Here is a 16,120-nt window from a genome sequence, read left to right on the forward strand (position 1 = left end):
AATGAAAGGGACAACCGCGGAGTCCCGCCATGTACAAGTACCGGCGCCTGCTTCTGGTAGCCCTGTTTCTCGCAGTACTTCTGGCAGGCTTCCAGTTCAGCGGCTTGCGCGAGCATCTGAGCCTCCAGTACCTCCATGACACATTGCTGGCCCATAAGGGTTGGGGCCTGCTGCTTTTCGCCCTGCTCTTCGCGCTGGGCAACCTGATCCAGATTCCCGGCTGGATCTTTCTCGCCGCCGCTGTGCTGGCCCTGGGGCGCGTCTGGGGAGGTCTGGCGACCTACCTGGCTGCCACCTTTTCCTGCTGCTCGACCTTCGTGCTGATCCGTCTGCTGGGCGGCAATGCGTTGCGCGAGCTGGACAACCGCCTGGCGCGGCGAATCATCGCCCACCTGGACGAACGCCCGGTGGCCGTCGTCACCTTGCTGCGGATGCTGTTTCAGACGGTACCGGCGCTCAACTATGCACTCAGCCTCAGCGGCGTGCGCTTTCGCCATTACCTGGCCGGAACCCTGCTCGGCCTGCCACTGCCCATCGCAGCCTACTGCCTGTTCTTCGATTACCTCGGGCGCGCGCTTCACCTCTCCTGACGCCAGACCCGCGCCTGTGGGAAAATGCCGCGCTTTCCCCTGCCGATGCCGCCACCATGCCCCAGCCTCCAAAGCGCCCTCGCACCGCCCCAGCAAAGCCGCCCGCCAGCAAGGGGCAATTGCATCCACGCAATCGCCATCAGGGTCGCTACGACTTTCCCCAGCTGATCCAGGGCAGCCCGGAACTGGCGCGCTTCGTGATCACCAACCCCTACGGCAAGGAGAGCATCGACTTCGCCAATCCGGAGGCGGTCAAGGTGTTCAACCGGGCCCTGCTGCGGCAGTTCTATGGCATCCAGCACTGGGACATCCCCGCTGGCTACCTCTGCCCCCCCATACCAGGCCGTGCCGATTACCTGCACGGCCTGGCCGACTTGCTGGCCGGGGACAACGGCGGGCGGATTCCCCATGGCAAGGACATCCAGGCACTGGATATCGGCGTTGGCGCCAACTGTATCTACCCGCTGATTGGCCATAGCGAGTACGGCTGGCACTTCACCGGCGCCGACATCGACCCGACAGCCCTCGGCTCGGCGCGCGCAATCGTCCAGTCCAACCAGTTGGGCGGCGCCATCGACCTGCGCCAGCAGGCAGGGCCGCGCAATATCTTCAAGGGCCTGATCGCGCCGGGCGAACGCTTCGACCTGACCCTGTGCAACCCGCCCTTCCACAGCTCGCTGGAAGAAGCCACCCGCGGCAGCCAGCGCAAGTGGAAGAACCTCGGCAAGCTCGATCCCAAGCGCAAGCTGCCGGTGCTGAACTTCGGCGGCCAGAGTGCGGAACTCTGGTGCGATGGCGGTGAAGTCGGTTTCCTGGAACGGATGGTGGATGAGAGCGTGCAATTCAAGGCACAGGTGCTCTGGTTCAGCAGCCTGGTTTCCAAGGCTGGCAACCTGCCCGGTATCGAGGCCCGCCTGCGTCGCAGCGATTCAGCAGAGATCCGCGTGCTGGAGATGGCCCAGGGTCAGAAGCAGAGCCGTTTCGTCGCCTGGACCTTCTTCGATGCCGCCGGGCGTGAAGCCTGGCGCAAGGAACGCTGGGCCTGATCGCTCGCCCGTGCCCGTAACCGGCGTTGCCTTGCAGGAGCGAATTCATTCGCGAATAAATTCGCTCCTGCGCTGACCGACTGGCCTACGCGCTAACTGCGAAGCGCGCATCCAGCCGGCTGTAGCCCATGCCCACGCCCTTGTGCACCTTGAGCTGCACCGGAATACGCTCCTTCAACGCCTCGACGTGGCTGATCACGCCGATCATCTTGCCGCTGGCGTTCAGCGCATCCAGGGCGTCGAGGGCTACTTCCAGGGTTTCACCGTCGAGGGTGCCGAAGCCTTCGTCGAGGAATAGCGAATCGATGCTGGTCTTGTGACTGACCAGATCGGACAGCGCCAACGCCAGCGCCAGGCTGACCAGGAAGCTCTCGCCTCCGGACAGAGTCTTGCAGTCGCGGACGACATCGGCCTGCCAGGTGTCCACCACCTCCAGTTCCAGCTCCCCGCCCTGACGACGGGCCAGCTGATACCGGCCGTGCAGACGCTGCAATTGCAGATTGGCCAGGTGCACCAGGTGGTCCAGTGTCAGGCCTTGGGCAAACTTGCGGTACTTGGCGCCATCGGCCGACCCCACCAGGCTGTTGAAGCGTTGCCAGAGGTCGTACTCGGTTTCCTGCCGGGCGATGTCGGCGAACAAGGCCTGCTGATTCTGCCGGCGCTGCTCGTCGCCGGAGAGCTGGGCACGGATTTCTCCCTGACGCTGGCTGAGTTCGCGCGTGCGCTCGCCCAGTGCCTGCCATTCACTCTCCAGCCGCTCGCGGTCCAGCTCACTCTGCGGCTCTGCCTGCAGGCGTTCAGCCTGGGCCCGGGCGTCGGCCCACAGGGCCTCGGCATCACCCAGCTCGCGATTCAGTCGCTGCTGCAGTTCAAGCAGGGCATTACGCTCCGCCTCATCCAGCAAGGCGGCAAGAAAAGCTGCTTCATCGGCAAAGGGACTCGCCGCCAGCCCCTGCCGCCAGGCATCGAGCTGCACGTGCAGCTGGTGCCGGACTTCCTGGACCCGTTGGTCCTGGCTGCGCTCGCTGCCTTTGAGCTGGTTGAGTCGCTGCTGGGCAACGTCCAGCTCGGTCTGCACCAGCGCCAGCGCGGCCTGGGGATCATCCACTGGCGCCAGCGGCGTCTGACCGTTATGTCCGGCGGCCTGCCAGCGGCCTTGCCAAAGGCGGGCCTGTTCCCGAGCGGCGTCCAGGGCATGCTGCTGGTCACGCAGCCGGACTTCCAGTTGCTGGCTGGCTGCCTGGTCCTGCTGCCACTGCTGCCATTCGGCTTCACGCTCGGCGAGCCAGGCGTCGCCTGCCGCGGGCAAGCTGTAGCCCAGTGTCGCCAGGCCTGTGGACAACTGCACGCGCGCCGCGCCCTGTTCGTGGTCCAGTTGCTCCAGCCGCTGGACGTTGGCCCGTTCCTGCTGGCGCAGACTGGCCTGGTCTTTCTCCAGCAAGGCGAGCTGGCTCGTGCAATCGTGCAGCGCCTTGTCGCGCTGCTGGCGCAGGTCGCGGGCAGAGATCAGCGCAGCCTTGAACTGGTCCAGTTGTGCCAGTCGATCCTGCAGCGCATGCAGCCGCGCGGCATGGCCTTGCAACTCGGTCTGCAGGGCAGCCAGGTCCGGCAATTGCAGCTCCAGCGCCTGGCACAGCTCGCGCCATTGCTCCACGTACTGGCGCTGTTCAACCTCGGCACCTTGCAAGGCTTCGCCCAGCTGAGTCACCTGCGCTTCCACGGAAGCCAGGCGGTTGCTCAGGGTTTCGCCCTGTTGGCGTACCACGTCCTGGGCTGCCCTGCAGTCCTGCAACGCCTGCTGGGTGGCGGAAAGGTTGAGCGCCTGGTACTCGGCGATGGCCGGGTGCTCGAGAGAGCCGCACAGCGGGCAGGCTTCCCCCGGCTGCAAGGCGGCACGGTATGCCTCGAGTTGCTGGATGCGCTGTTCCTGCTCGAGAAGCTTTTCCTTGTCGGCGATCTGTTGCTTGAATTCGGCGAAGCGACGGCGCAGGCCGTCGCGCTGTTCGACCAGGTTTTTCTGCTCGTCCTGCAACGGTTGCAGCTGCTCACGAGCGCGTGATTGGCGCTCGGCCAATTGCCGGCGTTGCTGCGACAGTTGTTCAAGACGCTCCAGTTGGCGCCCTCGCTCCAACAGTTGCTGCCACTGCGTGCGAAGCGCGGCGTCATCCAGCCCCCCCAGAAGCCCATCGAGCCGGACCTGGGCTTCTTCCTCCGCCTGAAGCGCCTGGCCCTGTTCGGCCCTGGCACTTTCCAAAGTGCTGCTGGACAGGCCGAAGCGCACGCCCAGCTCATCGGTCTGGCGCTTCAAATCCGCCTGGGCACGCTGTAATCCGCTCAACTCTTCCTGGCGCCGGGCCAGGGCGCCGAATTCGGCCCGCCAGCCCCCCAGGTGCTCGCCCAGCCGGGACCGCTGGGGTTGTTCGGCCAACCTTCTTTGCAGGGCCTCTCGCTCGGCCTGGAGGCCTTCAAGGGCATTCTGGCGCGCCTGCACCCACTGCTCGCCGAACTGGGCACCCCGCCACAACTGGTCGAGGATGCGTTCGGCCAGTGTCTGCAGGTCGTGCCGGGTGACCCGTAACTCGCTTTCACCCTGGTTCAATTGCTGCTGCGTCCGCTGCCAGTCGCGATGCAAGGGCAACAGCTGGCTGGCCGGCTCGCTGGCAGCCAGGCGCGACAATTGCGGCTGCGCCTGCTCTAGAGCGGCTCGGGCAGACTGCCCCTGTTGCCCGGCAGCCTGTTGGCGGGCCAGAGCCTTGTCCAGCTCATCGCGCCATTGTCGCTGGCGTTGCAGGTCAGCCTGGCGACTCTGCAGCAGGCGCTCTTCGTCGGCGAGAATGCCGGCTTCCTGTTGCAAGGCTGCGCGCGTGTCATCGCTCAGCAACTCCACGCCTTCGGCGCGGGCGCGCAGCTGATCCAGCCCGGCCTTCACTTCGCGGGTGCGTTCGAACACCCGCTGGGATACGCGCCCATAGATCTCGGTGCCGGTCAGTTCTTCCAGCAACTCCGCGCGCTGGTTGGCGTTGGCCTCCAGAAACGCGGCGAAGCCGCCCTGGGCCAACAGCATGGACTTGGTGAAACGCTCGAAATCGAGGCCAGTGAGGCTCTCGGTCAGCTTGAGCTTGTCGTTGATCTTGTCGGTGAGGATTTCCCCATCCAGCACCCGCGCCAGCTCCACCTTGGGCGGCTGCAGGCCGCCATCGGCCTTGTCGCGTGCGCGGCGCTGACTCCAGAAGGCGCGATAGGCCACGCCCTTCACCTCGAACTCCACCTCCGCCAGGCAATCGGCGGTGTGGCGGGTCATCAGCTCGTTGATGCTGGCCGACACCGTGCCCATGCGCGGTGTGCGGTGGTAAAGCGCGAGACAGATGGCATCCAACAGGGTCGTCTTGCCAGCGCCGGTGGGGCCGGTGATGGCGAACAGGCCGTTGCCGGCGAAGGGTTCGCCAGTGAAATCGACCTTCCACTCGCCTTTGAGCGAGTTGAGGTTCTTCAGGCGCAAGCTGAGGATCTTCATGCCTGGCCCTCCTGCAACTCGGCCAGCACGTCGCGGTGCAGCCCTTGAAGCTGCTGCCGCAGCGTCTGGTCCAGCTCCTCGCTTTCCAGACGCTTGTCGAACACCTCTTCCGGATACAGCTCATCAAGGGTTTCCCGTGCCTCGCGCTGCAGGCCGGCCTGGGTTGCACCGCGCTCGCGGCGGATGCGCAACACCTCCACCGGCAGACCGTCGCAGAGTGCCGCCAGACGTGCCTGGAGGTCGCTGAGGTAGTCGTCCGTACTGATCTGCACTTCCACCCAGACCGGCTGCTGCGAGCTGCCATCCCGCGCCACCTCGGCGAACAGGGCCGGCAACTCCGACAGACTGCCACGCAGCGAGTAGAGGGCCTGGAAGCGCGGCACTGCCAGGGCTTCCACCTTGTGCAGTCCAATGCTGTCCAGCTCCACCAGCAACACTTCCTTCTGCTGTCGAGCCTCATCGAAAGACAACGGAATGGGGGAGCCGCAATAGCGGATGTGTTCCAGCCCCCCTACCTTCTGCGGCCTGTGGATATGTCCGAGGGCGATGTAGTCCGCCGCCGGGAAAGCGCTGGTGGGGAAGGCTTCCAGCGCACCGACGTAGATTTCCCGCACCGACTCGCTTGCGCTGGCGCCCACGGTGGTCAGGTGGCCGGTGGCGACGATGGGCAGGCCACCGCCCAGTTCGGCGCGGCGCTGCTCGGCCAGGGCAAAGAGTTTCTGATAGTGGTCCTGGATCGCCTGCTGCAAGGACAGCTGCTTGTCCGCTGCACTCTGTCCGGCCTGGCTCAGCAGCACATCGCGCGGGCGGATGAAGGGGATGGCGCAGAGAATCGCGCCCGGTTCACCGGTGCGGCGCTTGAGCACCAGCAGCTGCTCGTCCGGTTCGACGCCAACTGCCGGCACCACGCGCGTATCCAGCTGCGCAAGCAACGTGCGGCTTTCGCCAAGCATCGCCACCGAATCGTGGTTGCCGCCAAGCACCACCAAGCTGGCACCGGTGTCCCGCAGTTCGACGATGAACTGGTTGTACTGCTCGCGGGCGTAGCTGGGCGGCGCGCCAGTATCGAACACATCGCCAGCGACCAGCACAGCGTCGACCTCGCGCTCACGTACCTGCTCGATCAACCAGCGGCAGAAAGCCTGGTGCTCGGCCTGTCGGGTCTTGCCCATGAAGTGCTGGCCCAAGTGCCAGTCAGAGGTATGGAGAATGCGCATCGGGAATCACGGTGACGGAACGGAAATGCCGGCAACCCTGTCATTTCCTTCGCGACCTGGCAACCACGGAGCCGCTATCCTTCCCAGCATTCGCTGCAGACAAGGACAGACATGCAACGCATATTTCGTGACATCAAGATCATGCTCCTGGCCAACCTCTGGCTGATCCCGGTGATGGCGGCGCTTATTGGTGCGCTCTTCTACTTCGTCGCGCCACCGCCGCCCATGCACGCACGGTTGGCCACCGGCGGCCCCTCGGGCGGCTACAACGCCTTTGGCGAAAAGCTCAAGGAGGAGCTGGCCAAGCAGGGCTTCGAGCTGAAGCTGGTGCGCAGTACCGGCTCGCTGGACAACCTGGCCAAGCTGCAAAGCGGCGAAGTGGATATCGCCCTGGTCCAGAGTGGCCAGGAACTCACCCTGAATGCGAAACAGCGCGAGAATCTGCACGGCCTCGGCGTGATGTACCAGGAGCCGCTCTGGCTGTTCAAACGCAAGGAACTGGACATCGACAGCATGGCCGACCTGCTTCAGCTACGAATCGCGATCGGCGCACCGAACAGCGGCACCCGCTCGGTCAGCGACGCGATCCTCGCCGCCAACCAGATCAGCCCCGAACGCTACCCGCCACAGTGGCAGCCCATCAGCGGCAGCCCGGCAGCCAATGCCCTGCTCGTCGGCGAGCTGGACGCCGGCTTCTTCCTCGGCCCGGCGGAAAGCGCAGTGGTGCAGCGCCTGGCGGCCAGTCCGGAGCTGGACCTGGTCAGCCTGCGCCGCAGCGCTGCCTATCGCGCCCGCCTGCCCTACCTGACCAAGTTGGAGGTGGGCGAAGGCTTGCTCAATCTCTCCAGCAACAGCCCTTCGCGGGACATCCGAACCCTGGCTCCGGTGGCCACCCTGGTAGCGAACGACGAGTTCCACCCCTCGCTCACGCCGCTGATCCTCGAAGCAGCCCGCGAAGTCATGAAGAACGGCACCCTGCTCGATCCGCCCGGCACCTATCCGGCTGCCAAACCGCAGACGCTCTCAAGCCTGAGCGAAGCCGACTACTACTACGAGAAGGGGTTGCCGATCCTGCAGCGCTATCTGCCCTTCCGCATCGCCTCGCTGGCCGACCGCTACATCATCCTGCTGATCCCGCTGCTGGTGATCATGATCCCGCTGACCAAGGCGGTAGGCCCGATCTACCGCTGGCGCATCCGCGCGCGTATTTACCGCTGGTACAAGTACCTGCGCGAAATCGACCGCAAACTGGACTCCAACACGCCACCGGGTCAGCTCGCTGCACAGATCGACGAGCTGGAAACACTGGAACGGCGCCTGGCCAAGGTGGAAGTGCCGCTGTCCTATTCCAACGAGCTGTATGACCTGCACGTGCACCTGCGCTATGTGATTGAACGGCTGCAGGCGCTGCAGAGACGACAGGCAGCCGAAGAGCAGGTCGGGTAAACTGGCGCACTTTTCCTGCCGGCGCGTCCTCGCGCCGGATGTGTCCCTGAGAGCGAAGATCCATGCCTATCCGCCACTGCATCGTTCACTTCATCGACAAGAAGCCCGACGGCAGCGCCGCCGTGCTGCATGCCCGGGATAGCGAACTGGGCGCGTCCCAGGCCATGGAGAACCTCCTGGCCGACCTCAACGAAAGCTACAACGCCAAGCAGGGCAAGGCCTGGGGCTTCTTCCACGAGGAATCCGGCGCCTACCCCTTCAGTGGCTGGCTGAAGGAGTACCAGGACGGCGCCCGCGACTTCACTGCCTTCAGCCGCCAGGCGGTCGAGCACCTGCAGAAGCTGATGGAGGAATCCAACCTCTCCACCGGCGGCCACGTGCTCCTCGCCCACTACCAGCAAGGCATGACCGACTACCTGGCCATCGCCCTGCTGCACCACAGCGAAGGCGTTGCCGTGACCGATTCACTGGAAGTGGCGCCGGCCAAGCACCTGGACCTGGGCCAGTTGCACCTGGCGGCGCGCATCAACATCTCCGAGTGGCAGAACAACCAGCAGTCGAAGCAATACATCTCCTTCATCAAGGGCAAGAACGGCAAGAAGGTCTCGGATTACTTCCGCGACTTCATCGGCTGCCAGGAAGGGGTCGACCCGCCGAGCGAAACGCGCACTCTGCTCAAGGCCTTCAGCGACTTCGTGGAAAGCGAAGACCTGGCCGAGGAACAGGCCCGTGAGAAGACCAAGACCCTGGTCGACTACGCCACCACCCAGGCGAAGATGGGCGAGCCGATCACCCTCGACGAACTGTCCGGCCTGATCGACGAAGACCGCCCGCGTGCCTTCTACGAGCACATCCGCAACAAGGACTACGGGCTGTCTCCGGAGATTCCGCCGGACAAGCGCACTCTCAGCCAGTTCCAGCGCTTCACCGGTCGAGCCGAAGGCCTGTCGATCAGCTTCGAAGCCCACCTGCTGGGTTCGAAGATCGAATATGACGAAGGCCGCGACATGCTGATCATTCGTCAGCTGCCGACCCAGTTGAAGGATCAGCTGAAACGGCGCAAGGACTGATAACGACGAAGCCCGGCAAAAGCCGGGCTTCGTTTTTCCTGTAGGGGCGAACTCATTCGCCCCTACAGGAAAGCGGTTCGCCCCGACTCACCGAGCCTCGATGCGGAACCCCAGGCGCGGGACGTGTACATGCACAACGCCGGCACGCTCATCCTGGCGACGCAGGATGATCTCCTCGCGGCCGGCGAACACCAGCTCGCCTTCCACCGGATCAACGCCGTAGTCGGTAGCTGCCACCAGTACCTTCTGGCCCGGCGCGAAGCCATTGGGGTCGACGAAGTCCTCGACAGGCAAGGCGGCCGGCGCGGCGTTGCGGGCGATATCCACAGCCTCGCCAGACGACAACTCACTCGGCGAGCCATGACCGAAGCCCAGCACCCGGCCCAGCCAGGCGGCCACTTCCGGATAGTCGTCCACCAGCGGCGCAGTCACCGGGGTGCCCTTGAGGAACCACAGGCAATGCGCCAGGGAGAAATCGGCGATGGAGGGCTCGCCGAACAGGAAATCGCCTTCACTGCGCGCCAGTTGCTGCTCGGCACGTCCCATGATGGCCGGCCAATTGTGCTTGGCCTGCTCCAGCGGCAGGCGGGTGAGGCTGCCGCCACTGAACAGCCCGGCACGGTCGGCCAAGAGCGCCTTCAACATTTCCGGGGGCAGTTTGCCGAAGCGAACCGCCACCGACTCCGGCTGGAACACCAGGGCTACGGCATGCTGGAACACCACCGTATCCACCCACTGGGCGAAGCTGGCGACGTTGAGTTCCTGACCTTCCGGGAAGAACGCCGGGGTGGCTTTCTCTGCCTCCAGACGGCGAGCGATGAGAGCAGTGTCGCAGTAGATGTCGGCCCCCACTTGCAGCACCGGGGTCTTGCGATAACCGCCGGTCAGGGCGATGAGATCGGGCTTGGGCATCACCGGCGGGATCTTCACCGAACGCCAGGACAACTGCTTGAAGCCCAGCATCAGACGGGCCTTCTCGGCGAAGGGCGAAGTCGGGTAGTGGTGCAGGATCAGCTCGTGCATGACGGTCTCCGCGTCAGGTCTTGTGAATAACGCAGCTTACCCGGGGCAAGCGGGGTGGCCCATGCCCTGCGCCTGATAGCGCGGCATCAGCCCGCTGGATTAAGGGTTACCAGGCGCTCCTTGGCAGCCTTGCGCAATTGTTTGATGGCGCGCTCTCGGCGCAGCGCTTCGCTCTTGTCGGCACATGCCTCGACGAATACCAGGGCGCGGGCCGGGCTGGAGTGGAAGAACCTCGCCCCCTTGCCACTCTGGTGCTGGGCAAAACGCCGCTGCGGGTCGTCGCTGATGCCGCAATAGAGGGCACCGTTCTCGGCGCGCACCAGGTAGACGTACCAAGGCTTGCTGGCGGGGGTGGATTCGGTTTGCTCGGGCATTGCGGGGTCCTGACGGAAGGCCGCCGCATTAGGCATCGCCTCAACGGATCAAGACAAGTCCTTCAGTGCCCCGGCGCGGTACGCCGCGAGTCCTCGCGCCGCCTGCTGGCGAATTGCGTTCTGCACCGGCGGCAGCCAGCCCAGCAGCGTCCCCTTGGCCCCCAGGGCCTGGCGAGCCCAGCGCCAGAGGTCGAAGCTGTCGTGGTGCTCGATGATCTTGCCGTCGGAAAAGAGGAAGCGTGCCTGGATGCGGTTCTCCACCATGCGCCCGGTCTGGCTGAACAGGTAGGTGGCGACCCAATTGGCGCGACCGGAAAGGTCATCGGCCTCGACGCCATCGAAGTTCAGGCTGAACTTCTGGGCGCGGCTTGCAAGCATGCGCCACATGTCAGCGGCTTCCTGGCCATTGAGATCGGTGAAGACCGGATCACTGAAGTGCACGTCCGGGCTGTAGCAGGCGGCCATGGCCTCGGCGTCGAGCTGCTGGAAGGCTTGGTAGAAACGGGTGATGAGTTCGGCGTTGGGGTGAGCCATGGGCGACTTCCGACAAGGACTGTATGGCTAGCAGTATTGACCCGAATGGCGCGGACCGCGATTGGCGGCATTGCCAACTTTGTGTCAATAATCGCCAACCCAGCTACCGAGTTCGCGCCATGATCCGCGTCGCCCTGTTCGTCTGCCCGCAGACTGTCTGCTCCAGCCTGGCAACGGCCGATGACGCCTTCCGCCTGGCCAACCAGCTGGCCGGCGAGCCGCTGTTCCAGGTCCAGCGCTTCAGCCGTGATGGCCAGTCTGTGGATATCGGCATGGCGGAGGTACGGGTAGACGGCGACCTGGCGTTGGCGGAAGAGGCCGACCTTGTATTGCTGACTGCGACCGGACCCGGGGTGGAGAAGACTCTGGCCGCCAATCAGGCTCTACTGCCCTGGCTGGCTGCCCGCCCGCATACCCAGCAACTCGCCAGCCTTTGCAGCAGCGCCTTCCTGCTGGCCGCCTCCGGTCGACTCGACGGACGCCGCGCCACCACCCATTGGGCACTGGCACCGGCCTTTCGCAAGCGTTATCCACAGGTTCGGCTGGAAGCGGACGCCATGCTGACCGAGGACGGCAACCTGTTCTGTTCGGGCGGCGCCCAGGCGGGACTGGACCTCTGCCTGTATCTGATCGGCTGGCACGGTGGTGACTGGCTCGCGCAACGGGTAGCCGGCGCCATGGTGTTCGACATGCAGCGGGGCCACCAATCGCGCTTCGCGCCATTGCTGCCAGCCACTGGCGGCGATGATCCACAGATCGGGCCTCTGTTGCTCTGGCTGCAACGGAACCTGGCCGAGCCGCTGGATCTGGAGGCCCTGGCGGCCCGCGGCCATTGTTCGAGCCGCACTCTGCTGCGGCGCTTCAAGGCCGCTACCGGCCTGACTCCGAATGCCTACTTGCAACGCCTGCGCATCAGCGCGGCGCAGACCGCCCTGCGCAACCCGGCGCGCTCCCTGGAACAGATAGCGGCGCAGGTGGGTTATGCCGACAGGGCGACGTTCGCAAAGTTGTTCAAGCAATTGTGTGGGGAAACACCGGGGGCGTTCAGGCGCAGGCTGCGCACACCCTAGGCGCGCACAGCACCTCATACAGAGCAAGGCCTGCTTGCTGTGGGAGCGGATTCATACGCGAAGGACCGCGCAGCGGTCCGTGGGCCCGAATCGCGAATGAATTCGCTCCCACAAAAAAACAAACCGCTCAGACCGACTCTTCCTTCAGTTCCTTGAGGTGCTTGTACACGGTGGCGCGGCCCATGTTGAGCACGTTGGCCACGTAGTTCGCGGCGCTCTTGCCCTTGAAGGCACCCTCGGCATGCAGGGCAAGCACCAGTTCGCGCTTGTGATCGCGGGTCAGCAGGTTGAGGCCGAGCTGGCGCTGGCGCAGCCAGTTGTGCAGGAAGGTATTGATACGTTCCTGCCAGTCGTCGCGGAACAGCGCATCAGGCTGGGGAATGAGTTTGCTGGAAGAGAGGAACAGGTCGAGCGCTGCCTTGGCCGCTTCGAACATGGAGATGTTCAGGTTGATGCAGAGCACGGCAAGCGGAGCGCCCTGGGCATCGCGCAGTACGGTGCTCACGGACCGGATTTTCTGGCCGTCCCAGTTGAGTTTCTCGTAGGGACCGATGTTCCGCTCGTCCACTTCCTCGCCAAGCATGTCTTCCAACGCCGCATCGTCGCCGACGCAACGCTTGGAAATGTTGTTGGCGATGTAGTCGATCTTCTGTGTACGCAGGTCGTGCAGCACCACCTCGGCATGGGGAAAGAACAGCGTGGCAATGGCGTCCGCGATGGCGCGATAGTTATCCAGGGCGAGGTCTGGGCGAGGGGTCATGAAGCAGCTCCTGGAGCGGAAAGATCGGCGCCGGGCGCAAAGCCCGGCGCAGCGAGTGTGGCGCAAAGCGCCAACGTCGTCACCCCAGCCGCGCAGGGGAGAGCATGGCCTCGGTCAGGCCGAATTGCGTCAGGTGCTCAGGCAGTGGGCGGCGCAGGATCAGGCACGCACTGGCCTCGCCCATCGCGGCGGAGGTCTGGATACCGTAGCCGCCCTGCCCTGCTACCCAGTAGAAGTCCGGCGTGCGCTGATCGTAACCGGACACCAGGTCGCCATCGGGGAAGAAGGAGCGCAGCCCGGCCCAGACCCGCGCAGGGCGGCGAATACTCATATTGGTGTGTTCCTCGATCTGGTAGATGCCGAGGGCGATGTCCAGCTCTTCCGGCTGCACGTCGTGCGGATCGACCGCGTCGGCATTGGCCGGCGAACCCAGCAGCATTCCGGCATCCGGCTTGAAATAGAAGGATTCGTCCAGGCTCACCAGCGCCGGCCACTTGTGAGCGTCCACGCCTTCGGGCGGAGAGAAGATGAACGCGGCGCGGCGCTTGGGTTGCAGTCCCAGGGGCTGGACGCCGGCAAGCTGCGCGAGCTGGTCGCACCAGGCACCGGCCGCATTGATAAGTGTCGGGGCCTGGAAGCTGCCCTGAGAGGTTTCCACCCGCCACTGATCGCCGTCGCGACTGATACCGGTCACTTCGCAGCTGTGGCGCACTTCGCCGCCGTTGCGGCGAATTCCGCGCAGGTAGCCCTGATGCAACGCATCGGTGTCGATATCGGCGGCGCGGGGATCGAGCATGGCGCCCTGCACCTTGTCCCGGCGCAGTACCGGCACCAGGGCGCAGGCCTGGTCAGGCGTGAGCATTTGCATGTCGGGGACGTTTTCCAGGGCGCTGTCGAACTGACGCTGCAGTTCCTCGGCATCGCCGGTGAAGTCCACCACCATCTCGCCGCGCGGAGTGAGCAGAGGATGCTCGCTGAATCCTTCCGGCGGCGCGTCGAAGAACGCTCGACTCGCGGCGGTCAGCGCGCGTACCTGAGGCGTGCCGTAGGCGACGGTATAGAGCGCAGCGGAACGGCCGGTGGAGTGGTAGCCAGCATGCTCCTCGCGTTCCAGCACCAGCACGCGGCCGTGGCGAGACAGCCAGAAGCCAGTGGAAGCACCGGCGATACCGGCGCCGATGATGATGAAGTCAGCCTGTTGCATGGCGTCTACCTCACTGGCCTTGGCGTTGCAGATGATAAATGGCGTTGGCCAGGGCCATGTCTTCCAGGCCCAGGCCGATGGAGCGGAAGAACACAGATCGGCTGTAATCCGGTCGGGGTGCCTTGCTGCTCACCAGCTCCGGCAGGTCGCCCCGAATGGCGTCGCGGCTCCAGCCATGTAGCTCGGCGGCGAGCAGCATTTCGCCTGCGGAGCCCGGCGTGGTGGCGCGATAGTCGCAATACACATCCATTTCCCCCAGCGCCTGTGGCGGCACTTCGTGGGCACGCGGGGCGTTGGTGCTGATGGAGGTGACCAGGGCGGGTTTGGTCAGGCTGCGCGGGTCCAGCACCGGGCCCGCAGACGACGTGCAGAGCATCACCACGTCGGCGTCGGCGACAGCGTCCTCCAAGGTGGCACTGAACTCCACGCGCGTGTCCTGAGCGGCCAGTTGCGTCCGGGCGTCGGCGTCGTCAGACAGGGACGGCGAATAGACGGCAATGCACTGCCAGTCACGCAGGCCTTTCACGTAGTGCAGGTGGGCGCGGGCCACCGGACCGCTGCCGATCACGGCAAGTCGTCGGGCCTGGGCCGGAGCGAGCGTCTCGACTGCAACGGCGGTGGTAGCGGCGGTGCGTGCGGTGGTCAGCTCAGCGGCATCGCAGAGTAGAAGCGGTTGGCCGCTGTCCATGGACATCAGCAGGGTCCAGGCCGTAACCAGGGCACCTTCGGGTTTCTTGATATAGGGCGAGGTCTTGACGCCATAAACCCCGTCCTTGGCCAATACGCCCAGGTAATTGATGAAGTCGCCTGCGGCATTGGGGAATTCCACCAACTGCTGGGCCGGCTGTACCGCTTCACCCGCGGCAAGGTCGAGGAACATGCTGCGCATGGCCTGGTGGACGTCTACCTGCTGAAGCAGGCGGCGGGCTTCGGCTTGCTGGAGAACGATGGGCGGGGTGCTGGACATGAGGGACGCTCCCGGGACTGACATAAACAATTTGTCCATCTTGGACTTTTAAGTTTACATCAGCAAGGGGAGGGCGAGCCGGATGTACGAGATTGGCGCCTGGGTGTAAGGACAGGCACCGCGTATGGGAGCGACTTCAATCGCGAATGAAGTCGCTCCCACAGGCAGGGCCGGCTTGCTACCAGCCTACGCCGAAGCCCACGGTGTAGCGGGTTTCATCGATTTCGCCTTCAGCACCGCTGACCTGGTCCTTCTCCGCCTTCATGTTGAGCGAGGCCCAGTCGGTGAGCTTGTAGCGCAGGCCTACTTCGGCATCCAGGGAGTAGTCGGCGGTGTTGTCCAGCGGGCGGCCGACCTCACCGCTCGTGAAGAGCTCCACAGTCTTGCCCACCAGGTAGCGGTTGTAGTCCCACTTGGTACTGATGGAGTAGAAGCTTTCTTTTTCGCCATTGGAGAACTGATAGTCGCTGCGGTTGACCAGCCCGGCCAGGGAGAAGGCCCCGAGCTCGTCGTCCCAGAACTGGTAACCGGGACCGGTACCCAGGGTGCGCTGGCGTTCGAGGTCTTCGACCTTGTCGCGTTTGTATTCACCGCGACCCTGCCAGAAGAATTTCTGGGTAATGAAGCGATCGAGGGCGTACTCGGCTTCCCAGTTGTCCGTGGTCTTCACATCGTCGGTGAATTCGCGGTTGTATTCGCCTGAGGCATTGTGCCTCCAGCGGCCGTGGCGCGCCTTGGTCTTGAAGTCGACATCGTAGTCGTCGGTATCCTTCTCGGCGCGCTTGTAGTCCAGGGCTAGGTCGACGTTGCCGCTCCAGGTCAGGTCTTCCACCAGGGGCTTGGGCTTCATGATCTGCTCGATGCTGGCCAGTTCGACTTCCTTCGGCGCCTCGCCATTGGCGAGGATGACCTTGCCTTCGTCGGCGCGATGCAGCGACTTGGCGCGCTCGCCGTTGAGATCGTCCTGCTTGACCAGCAACTCGCGATCGCTTTCCAGGGTGGCGACTTTCTTCCAGTCCAACGGGATGGTGCCGCCGTAGTCGGTCTCGAGAACCAACTTGCCACCATCGAACACGCGGATAGTGCCTGTGAGTTTGTCGCCGTTCTTCATCCAGACGGTGTCGGCGAAGGCGGTGGAGGAAGCGGCGGCGAGCGCCATGCACAGCAGATTTCTGGACAACATAAAGCGGATTCTTTGCTCGGGTCTTCGAAAAAAGCCGGGCATTATCCTTATGACCGACAGCAGAGCAAGGACTGACCGGCCAGCGTCCGCTGAGTTCCAGAAAATCGATAGGCGTGATCCTC

The 16,120-nt window shown here is 64.4% G+C and carries 14 protein-coding genes; 5 read left to right on the forward strand and 9 right to left on the reverse strand.

The features are described 5' to 3' along the window. Positions 1-29 precede the first annotated feature (29 nt). On the forward strand, positions 30-590 hold the full coding sequence (locus tag D6Z43_RS14270) for a VTT domain-containing protein (RefSeq protein ID WP_120652827.1): 561 nt from the start codon (positions 30-32) through the stop codon (positions 588-590). 56 nt (positions 591-646) lie between these two features. After that, entirely contained in the window at positions 647-1,636 is a 990-nt protein-coding gene (gene rlmF / locus D6Z43_RS14275; RefSeq protein WP_120652828.1) for a 23S rRNA (adenine(1618)-N(6))-methyltransferase RlmF, read from the forward strand. 85 nt (positions 1,637-1,721) lie between these two features. Here the strand turns inward: rlmF and D6Z43_RS14280 are convergent, their stop codons facing one another. Both D6Z43_RS14280 and sbcD read right to left on the reverse strand, forming a co-directional pair. Then, on the reverse strand, positions 1,722-5,150 hold the full coding sequence (locus tag D6Z43_RS14280; RefSeq protein ID WP_120652829.1) for an AAA family ATPase: 3,429 nt from the start codon (positions 5,148-5,150) through the stop codon (positions 1,722-1,724). After that, complete coding sequence (sbcD, locus tag D6Z43_RS14285) at positions 5,147-6,367, reverse strand: exonuclease subunit SbcD (RefSeq protein ID WP_120652830.1); 1,221 nt, start codon at positions 6,365-6,367, stop codon at positions 5,147-5,149. The genes D6Z43_RS14280 and sbcD overlap by 4 nt, the downstream gene beginning before the upstream one ends. 111 nt (positions 6,368-6,478) lie before the next feature. Here sbcD and D6Z43_RS14290 point away from each other — a divergent pair, with 111 nt between their 5' ends. Together D6Z43_RS14290 and yejK are read left to right on the forward strand one after the other, a co-directional pair. Continuing rightward, complete coding sequence (locus tag D6Z43_RS14290) at positions 6,479-7,813, forward strand: TAXI family TRAP transporter solute-binding subunit (RefSeq protein WP_120652831.1); 1,335 nt, start codon at positions 6,479-6,481, stop codon at positions 7,811-7,813. 62 nt (positions 7,814-7,875) lie between these two features. After that, positions 7,876-8,883, forward strand: a complete 1,008-nt coding sequence (gene yejK / locus D6Z43_RS14295; RefSeq protein ID WP_120652832.1) for a nucleoid-associated protein YejK — start codon at positions 7,876-7,878, stop codon at positions 8,881-8,883. An 87-nt stretch (positions 8,884-8,970) separates the two neighbouring features. On the opposite strand, the gene D6Z43_RS14300 is transcribed toward yejK, so the two are convergent. The 3 genes from D6Z43_RS14300 to D6Z43_RS14310 form a co-directional block, all read right to left on the reverse strand. Further along, positions 8,971-9,906, reverse strand: a complete 936-nt coding sequence (locus D6Z43_RS14300) for a glutathione S-transferase family protein (RefSeq protein ID WP_120652833.1) — start codon at positions 9,904-9,906, stop codon at positions 8,971-8,973. 86 nt (positions 9,907-9,992) lie between these two features. Then, on the reverse strand, positions 9,993-10,280 hold the full coding sequence (locus D6Z43_RS14305) for a GIY-YIG nuclease family protein (protein WP_120652834.1): 288 nt from the start codon (positions 10,278-10,280) through the stop codon (positions 9,993-9,995). Positions 10,281-10,328: 48 nt separating this feature from the next. Then, positions 10,329-10,814, reverse strand: a complete 486-nt coding sequence (locus D6Z43_RS14310; protein ID WP_120652835.1) for a nuclear transport factor 2 family protein — start codon at positions 10,812-10,814, stop codon at positions 10,329-10,331. A gap of 119 nt (positions 10,815-10,933) precedes the next feature. Here D6Z43_RS14310 and D6Z43_RS14315 point away from each other — a divergent pair, with 119 nt between their 5' ends. Continuing rightward, the gene (locus tag D6Z43_RS14315; protein ID WP_120652836.1) at positions 10,934-11,884 is read left to right on the forward strand and encodes a GlxA family transcriptional regulator; all 951 of its coding nucleotides are present in this window, start codon (positions 10,934-10,936) and stop codon (positions 11,882-11,884) included. Between the two features lie 127 nt (positions 11,885-12,011). Here D6Z43_RS14315 and D6Z43_RS14320 read toward each other — a convergent pair whose 3' ends face one another. From D6Z43_RS14320 to D6Z43_RS14335, 4 genes are all read right to left on the reverse strand, one after another. Next, on the reverse strand, positions 12,012-12,644 hold the full coding sequence (locus D6Z43_RS14320) for a transcriptional regulator (protein ID WP_120652837.1): 633 nt from the start codon (positions 12,642-12,644) through the stop codon (positions 12,012-12,014). A 79-nt stretch (positions 12,645-12,723) separates the two neighbouring features. Continuing rightward, positions 12,724-13,848, reverse strand: coding sequence for an FAD-binding oxidoreductase (locus D6Z43_RS14325; protein WP_120652838.1), 1,125 nt, complete (start codon positions 13,846-13,848; stop codon positions 12,724-12,726). A gap of 10 nt (positions 13,849-13,858) precedes the next feature. Continuing rightward, positions 13,859-14,815 (reverse strand): ornithine cyclodeaminase family protein, encoded by a 957-nt coding sequence (locus tag D6Z43_RS14330; protein WP_120652839.1) that lies wholly within the window; start codon positions 14,813-14,815, stop codon positions 13,859-13,861. A 178-nt stretch (positions 14,816-14,993) separates the two neighbouring features. Further along, positions 14,994-15,998 (reverse strand): DUF481 domain-containing protein, encoded by a 1,005-nt coding sequence (locus tag D6Z43_RS14335; RefSeq protein ID WP_120652840.1) that lies wholly within the window; start codon positions 15,996-15,998, stop codon positions 14,994-14,996. Positions 15,999-16,120 lie beyond the last annotated feature (122 nt).

This window comes from Pseudomonas sp. DY-1 (assembly GCF_003626975.1).
In the GTDB taxonomy this organism is placed as follows: domain Bacteria; phylum Pseudomonadota; class Gammaproteobacteria; order Pseudomonadales; family Pseudomonadaceae; genus Metapseudomonas.

What these genes read in the sequence shown, in the direction of transcription:
- D6Z43_RS14270 (WP_120652827.1), top strand. Translation starts at nt 30, where the DNA reads ATGTACAAGTACCGGCGCCTGCTTCTGGTAGCCCTGTTTCTCGCAGTA.
- rlmF (WP_120652828.1), top strand. Translation starts at nt 647, where the DNA reads ATGCCCCAGCCTCCAAAGCGCCCTCGCACCGCCCCAGCAAAGCCGCCC.
- D6Z43_RS14280 (WP_120652829.1), bottom strand. Translation starts at nt 5,150, where the DNA reads ATGAAGATCCTCAGCTTGCGCCTGAAGAACCTCAACTCGCTCAAAGGC.
- sbcD (WP_120652830.1), bottom strand. Translation starts at nt 6,367, where the DNA reads ATGCGCATTCTCCATACCTCTGACTGGCACTTGGGCCAGCACTTCATG.
- D6Z43_RS14290 (WP_120652831.1), top strand. Translation starts at nt 6,479, where the DNA reads ATGCAACGCATATTTCGTGACATCAAGATCATGCTCCTGGCCAACCTC.
- yejK (WP_120652832.1), top strand. Translation starts at nt 7,876, where the DNA reads ATGCCTATCCGCCACTGCATCGTTCACTTCATCGACAAGAAGCCCGAC.
- D6Z43_RS14300 (WP_120652833.1), bottom strand. Translation starts at nt 9,906, where the DNA reads ATGCACGAGCTGATCCTGCACCACTACCCGACTTCGCCCTTCGCCGAG.
- D6Z43_RS14305 (WP_120652834.1), bottom strand. Translation starts at nt 10,280, where the DNA reads ATGCCCGAGCAAACCGAATCCACCCCCGCCAGCAAGCCTTGGTACGTC.
- D6Z43_RS14310 (WP_120652835.1), bottom strand. Translation starts at nt 10,814, where the DNA reads ATGGCTCACCCCAACGCCGAACTCATCACCCGTTTCTACCAAGCCTTC.
- D6Z43_RS14315 (WP_120652836.1), top strand. Translation starts at nt 10,934, where the DNA reads ATGATCCGCGTCGCCCTGTTCGTCTGCCCGCAGACTGTCTGCTCCAGC.
- D6Z43_RS14320 (WP_120652837.1), bottom strand. Translation starts at nt 12,644, where the DNA reads ATGACCCCTCGCCCAGACCTCGCCCTGGATAACTATCGCGCCATCGCG.
- D6Z43_RS14325 (WP_120652838.1), bottom strand. Translation starts at nt 13,848, where the DNA reads ATGCAACAGGCTGACTTCATCATCATCGGCGCCGGTATCGCCGGTGCT.
- D6Z43_RS14330 (WP_120652839.1), bottom strand. Translation starts at nt 14,815, where the DNA reads ATGTCCAGCACCCCGCCCATCGTTCTCCAGCAAGCCGAAGCCCGCCGC.
- D6Z43_RS14335 (WP_120652840.1), bottom strand. Translation starts at nt 15,998, where the DNA reads ATGTTGTCCAGAAATCTGCTGTGCATGGCGCTCGCCGCCGCTTCCTCC.